Origin of the sequence: Bacillus sp. SRB_331, from assembly GCF_003264175.1 — a bacterium.
GTDB classification, from domain to species: domain Bacteria; phylum Bacillota; class Bacilli; order Bacillales; family Bacillaceae_G; genus Bacillus_A; species Bacillus_A mycoides.
On sequence record NZ_NADV01000037.1, the window covers coordinates 43266 to 50061 of the forward strand.

6 protein-coding genes are annotated in these 6796 nt (G+C 27.5%); all 6 read left to right on the forward strand.

Annotated elements, in window-relative coordinates:
- Window positions 1-11 precede the first annotated feature (11 nt).
- The 6 genes from B5P42_RS23220 to B5P42_RS23245 all read left to right on the forward strand — a co-directional run bounded on the left by B5P42_RS23220 (window position 12) and on the right by B5P42_RS23245 (window position 6683).
- Complete coding sequence (locus tag B5P42_RS23220) at window positions 12-1016, forward strand: LLM class flavin-dependent oxidoreductase (protein WP_113735363.1); 1005 nt, start codon at window positions 12-14, stop codon at window positions 1014-1016.
- Window positions 1017-1302: 286 nt separating this feature from the next.
- Entirely contained in the window at window positions 1303-2592 is a 1290-nt protein-coding gene (locus B5P42_RS23225) for a glycosyltransferase family 2 protein (protein WP_113735364.1), read from the forward strand.
- Between the two features lie 177 nt (window positions 2593-2769).
- Entirely contained in the window at window positions 2770-3627 is an 858-nt protein-coding gene (locus B5P42_RS23230; RefSeq protein ID WP_142674057.1) for a phosphotransferase, read from the forward strand.
- Between the two features lie 174 nt (window positions 3628-3801).
- Window positions 3802-4671: a hypothetical protein gene (locus tag B5P42_RS23235; RefSeq protein ID WP_113735366.1), complete on the forward strand. Its 870-nt coding sequence runs from the start codon at window positions 3802-3804 to the stop codon at window positions 4669-4671.
- Between the two features lie 258 nt (window positions 4672-4929).
- Window positions 4930-6012, forward strand: coding sequence for a GTP-binding protein (locus B5P42_RS23240; RefSeq protein WP_220089403.1), 1083 nt, complete (start codon window positions 4930-4932; stop codon window positions 6010-6012).
- Window positions 6013-6032: 20 nt separating this feature from the next.
- Complete coding sequence (locus tag B5P42_RS23245) at window positions 6033-6683, forward strand: class I SAM-dependent methyltransferase (protein ID WP_181458824.1); 651 nt, start codon at window positions 6033-6035, stop codon at window positions 6681-6683.
- Window positions 6684-6796: the final 113 nt, after the last annotated feature.

A 6796-nucleotide genomic window follows, 5' to 3' on the forward strand; every position in this document is an offset into this window, starting at 1 on the left:
AGGAGAATTCAATGATAAAAATATATACACAGATATCAGGTGAATGGGAGAACCCCTATTTAGAAGAAGAATATGTAGATTATCTTAAAAACACTATTAAAAAGATTGAAACTTATAGCTATAATGGTGCATTGATTTATTATAATCACAATGTAATGGACCCTTGGATTTTAGTATCAAAAGTATTAGAGTTATCAAAAAAAATTGTGCCTGTAGTGGCTGTACAGCCTTATGCAATACCACCATATAGTTTGGCGAAAATTATAAAATCCTTAACAGTTCTGTACAATAGGAAAATTAATATTAATTTAATTGCAGGTGCTTCTAAAAGTGAATTAGAACAAACAAACGAATTAATGATACATGATGAAAGATATAAGCGATTGAAAGAGTATAAGGAAGTATTAGAATATTGCCTAACTCAAAACACACCCCTTTCCTATAATGGAAAATACTATAATTATAAGGATTTATATGTTAATTCTAAAATTAGCTTTGATCTCATGCCCGAGTTTTTTGTTTCAGGTTCATCAGAAAGTGGAGTTGAGGTTGGGATAGAGATTGGTGATGTTATTATAACTCATCCCGAGCCAATATCACTTTTTTTAGAGAATAATAAAAAGTCATTGAGTTCTTTAAAAAGTAATGGAATAAGAATTGGAATCATAGCTCGAGATACAGCCCAAAAAGCATGGGATATTGCAGTAAGTAGATATCCTCAAACTAGGGAAGGGAAAATTAAAACCATTATGAGGGCAAAAAGTGAAAATACTTGGAGTAGAAAAATAGCAAAATTAGCGCTCAATGGAGATATTTACGACAAGGTATATTGGACAGGGGCATTTAAAACGGGAGGATCATCTTATCCGCTTCTAGTAGGGGATTATGATGAAGTAGCAAATTATTTACAAAGCTATGTTGATGCTGGAGTAGAGACTTTTATACTAGGTGGAATAGATACAAAAGAAGATTATTTTCATAGTAGTGTAGTTTTTAAAAAATTGTTGCAGAGATAAGAACATTTTCTGTATTACTTTTAGAATGAATATGTAGGTAAATCTTTAATCATTATTTGTTGACTTAGGATTAAATAGTATGGTGATTACGAAAGAATACAAATCCCTTTTCGTTCTAATGCATACGAATTACAAAAAAATACATTAGTTGTTATTTATGAATTGGGCAGTATCTATACAATTAATTTATTAATTTGTAAAAATCCTTCTAATTAGATACAAGGCAAAGTGAAATAGTATTGCACTTTTGTTTTTGCAGTCAATTATTTTATTAGGAGTGACTAAATTGAAGGTCATTTTAATAGTGGTGATAGCGTTTGAAATATTTCTCCTTTTTAGAGCGGGATATAATCTTAGAAGAATTAATTATTATTTAAGGGGAGACAATAAAGCTGTAAAATTGATAAACGGGAAAATTTATATATTATTACCGTGTCATAAAGAATATGAGATGCTTGAATCCACGTTGGAGTTTTTTCATAAATTCACTAAAGAACATAGTAATGTCAAGGTGATAATTATAACTGGACGTGAATATGAAAATGGGAAAATAATAAAAGAAGATTCATATACTAGATTAAATAAAATCTTGGAAGATAAACAATTTGACAATATAAGTATATTGTTTGATACCAATAAAGAGAGTACTAAGGCAGCTAAGTTGAATTATGCGGTAAAACAAATTTCTAGTGATGAACTAAATAGTAACACATATATTGGAGTTTATGATTTTGATGCTAAACCCCATAATATGACGTTAAATTGGATAATTGATGATATTGAAAGAAGGGTAAAAGAAAAAAGTAAATTGCCTTCTATATATCAACAAATTCCGATTATTTTAAATGGTTTTAATTATAAACGTCTTTTTGTAAGTATTTATTCAATATGGCATATACGTCGATCTTTAGGAATCGAAGGAATGCCATTAATCTTTAAAGATAGTTTAAAGAAAATACAGTATTGTATGGGATCAGGTATGTTTATTAAATACCAGGACTTAGTTGAATTAAATGGTTTCCCGGTTTATTCAGATGATATTGCATTAGGATATAAATTGTTTATTCGTAATAAGAAAGAAGTTGTTGTGCCACATGTCAATTCAGTCTATGCAACGACTTCCTTTAGTCAATGCAAAAAGCAACATTTAAAAATATACCATGGTCTTTTTAAGTTTTGGGAAATACTAAGAGAGTACGAACAAGAATTTGGCCAGCTACCAATTTCAAAGAAAATTGCTATGTCTGTAAGCGTGCTTTTTGATGTATTTAATGAATGGTTAGAATGTGGAGTTCTGTTTTTATGTTTAGTTGGTCTATTTTCAAATCCATTGTACTTACTTTCTTACTATATTTCATTTTCAATTGTATTGGCTGTATATATGTTTTTCTTCTTGTTTATTAAGAAAAAACAATGTAGAACCCAAATACCTTTGTTTTCAACAAAATGTATATACTTTTTAATTGGAGGGTTTACTAGCATATTATTTAGATTTTATTCTTTAACTTTATACTTTTTTAAAAGAAAAAAAATAAAATCATTATTTTTTGAGAGTACTTCTAAAAAAATAAAATAGGAAAAGCTAGTGTATTTGTAAGAATGAATTAAAAAATGAATAGTATTGAGTTAACTAGTTTAAAAAGATAGAAGTGAATTTTGTGGTGTCATGAGTACTATGCTCTTTATGAATCAAATTACTAATTGACATAATAAATTTCATGTTGTCTAATTTTCAATATCTTTTCATAAAAGGGTGAGAATAATTATAGAAAATTTGGGGATAGTTACCTATTTAAATGATAAATATAAAGGGAATTTTGAAAAGAAAGATCATAGTTCGAGTAATAAACACTATTTTGGGTATAGTGATGTTTTTCATGACGATATTTTTATAAAAGTAAGTACAAATGCAATGAATTTTTATAATGAAGTGAAGATTATATGTAGGATTTATCCTAAGTTATATATAGGTACAGACTATATAAATAGTAATTATATACTTATTCTTCACAACAAAGATTATACAAATATTGATTTTGTTAATAATGAAGTTTCATTTCAGGCGGGTAGATTGCTTGCAGAATTTCATGAACAAGCATGTGGGATTGAATTATATGATAATGTTGAACCGAATTTCTCTTTGAAAGTTTTTGAGTTTATTTCAATATTAAAAAATCATAAAAAGTATACTAAAATTATTTCATTATATAACCAAATATATGCAAGTATGCAATTAGTAGATGAAGAATATAAACATATTCCCAAAATAAATATCCACGGAGATTTTGGTATTCGAAATATAAAAAAACTGAATCATCAATATATTTTAATTGATTTTGAACGTTGTAGATATGATAGCCCATGGATGGATTTTACAAAGTTTTTAAATAGAGAAGCTAATACAAAAGAACTAAAAACTAGTTTTTTAAAAGGATATGCAGAAGTGAGGATTTTAGAAGAGCCAAGTGAATTGTTGAAAAAAGGAATGGAATTTTTAACTGCGTTAGGTATATATAAATATACTTTAGTATATACGGATGCTGAATTTGAAAATATGGCAGATGAAATAATGAAGAAAATATGTTTATATTTTGGCATTCAGTATATATGAACAAAAATTTAATAATGAAATAAATGTACACAAATTTTATCTAGGATAGTTATTAGCTGATCATTACAGTACGCTGTTATTAAATATTAAAGTGTTAAAATATATATGTTGATTTTGAGTTTTATAGATTATTTTTCGGTGAATTTATATTTCTAGATATTAAGGAGTAATCTTGTGAATGGTACTTTAAAAAATGGAAGTCATTTAAAATGTCATACAGAAAAAAATATTATTACCAAGGTACAGCATCCTAATTCAAAATTAGATGCTCAAATAATGCATATGTTTTGTGGAAATGAACCGAGAAAAAATATATATAAATATTACAATGACTTATTAAATGCAAAAATAAACGTTGCACAAATTTTTGAGATCTATAATTCTAAAAAAAATGAAATAATTATTAAGCAAGAATATATCAAAGGATATACTTTACACTCTATACAAGATAGTAGAGCACATGACTATTTTGCATTAAATTTAAAGTTTGATTTTTTAGAAGGTTTAATGGAAATGATAGAGTTGTTGATATTTATTCAAAGAAAAGCGTGGATATATAATAAGGATATTAGAATAGATTTAAATACTAAGAATTTCATTATACAGGAAAATACTAATAAAATTATTTATATTGACGTTACACCTCCTATATATAGAAGTGCATTTCCTGAAAGATCAGCTTATCCAATGAATATATTTTTGGAATCCCTAGACACTATGGAAGATCATTGGATTGCATTATATGGGTATTTGGTTAGACCGTTTATAAAATATGCTAATGAATATAAGAGAGGGAATTTGAATAGTACAATAATATTCATTAGAGATAAATTGCTTGGTTATATAGAAAAATATTGGGGGAAAGAAAGAGAAGTTAATTTTAGACGTAAGTTGAGGGAATGTGTAGAGGATTGTAGATACAATGTTTTTAAAGAAAGAATTTCAGTAATAGATAAATTTTTAAATGATTCTTGTTCACTTAAACAATTATGTAGTAAATATGAAAATCTATCAATGGCTTCATTATTGATTCAGTTTAGTTAGTAAGTGTATTTCATGAATATAATAAATATTGACCTAACATCTTTGATGTTAGAATTATTTTGAAAGTTTATATTTATATAGTAGATTAAGATGAATTGACAAAAAATCTTAATAACAAATTCATCATCCACATAGAATGAAAAGAGGAGGAGTATGATAGAGTCTGCGTAGATATATCATACAAAAAAACAAATGGATAAAATTAACAGATTGATACAAGAAATTCGAAGCAAGGAACTTTATCAAAGAGAAGTAATTATGTCGGGGATAAAGTTTAACCTATATTTAGATGCTATTGTAGAGGATACTTTAGTTGAAAGTTTAGATTATATCCATAATGGTGATAGATTATTAAATGAGGAATTTAACATATATGGAATTGAAAGCGAAAACATTTTTGATGAACTGTATGATATGTCCGAAAAATTCGAAAAAAATAAAGAAATAAAGATTTACCAAAGTAATAATGGAGTTGATACATTTGTTAATGAATATGATTTTGGTGGATTACAGGTGTATTTCAATGAAGTAATGGAGTGTTTCTTTATAAGTGATAGTAATTATAAATATTTAGTGTTAAGGAAAAATACAAAAGAGAAGAATAGACAATTATTAAGAATAATGAAAGAAGTTACTATTCGCACATATGAGAATAAAGGTGGGGTTATTTTCCATGCTGGTGCTGTAATGCTACAAAATAAAGGTATTATTATTAGTGGGCCAAAGGGAGCAGGAAAAACAACTTTGTTATGTCACATCTTAAATAAAATGAATATCGATTATATTGCGAATGATAGGATAATTATAACAGATGAGTTAGATATTGTATATTTACCGTTATCAATGAGAATTGGTGTAGGTACTTTCAATAATATGTCTAAAGTCAGGGAATATGTAAAAACAATGAAACTTTCTAGGATGCAAATGAAAGGTCTCAATGGTAATAGTGAGGCTATTTTTAAAGGGGCGTTAAAATATGAAATTGTATCAAAAGAACTAGAAAAGATTTTTTCGTGTAATTTGAAAGACTGTGCTAATTTAAGACTTGTTGTGATGCCAAACATTATTTTAAATAAAAATATAATTGAAGTAGAAGAATTAGGAGATGCTGAAAAGAGAAAATTACTGGCTGAAAATATGTTAAGTCCTAATGATGACATGTGGCTAAATCCATGGATAGAGAAACGTACTCTTTCAGATGGGGAACTTGATGAGGTAAGAATCACTATGCTTAACAAAATTATTGATAATGTTAAAGTAATTAAATTAAGTTATGGTACTCAGAATTCTAGTGATGAAATATTAGATATTTTGCAGTCAGTCATAAATGAAATCAAATAATTTAAAAGGAGTAGATGGATATGCGTACAAAATATGATCAATTTTACACACATGAAATGGAGGAGTCATTTCATGGAGAGCCTAAAACATGTGTGAAAGAATTATTTAATAGATTGGAAGAGAAAAGAAATATAGAAGGAGACGAAATAAGAGTTTTAGATATTGCGGCGGGGGATGGAAGGCATACAGTGCCTGCTGCTCAAAAGGGCTTCTTCGTGGATTGTATAGAAAAATCCGAAGGAGGAGTGCAAATATTAAACAGAAGATTGGAATCACAAAATGCTAAGAACTACGTAAATGTTGAGTGTGGAGATATGTTAGATTTTGGTTTTGACTTATCGGTTTATGACGCGGTTATTTTTATTGATGCAATACATAATATTACAACTATTCCAATTGGAAATTACGTTAAGAAAATACAGAATAGTACAAAAGATAATGGTGAGAATATTATAACTTTTCTTACAGATGTTAAATTAGATGGTGAAAATTATCCGGAAAGGTTAATAATATCATCTTTAGAAGCTAAAGCACTATTGACAGATCTTTATAAAGAATGGGACATACATTTTTTACCGGATAAGAATTTATGCTTTTATACAGATGAGGTAAACAAAAAAAATTGTTTGTTTTCAGCTACAAGAATTTCAATGATTGCTAAAAAAATATAGCAATTAAGAAATACTGAAGTAGAAAAGCTAGGATATATGTAAGAGGGAGAATTACTGGCTGCCAAAATGTCGAGTTTTAATGATGAATTACTAGATATTTTGCAGTCAGTCAT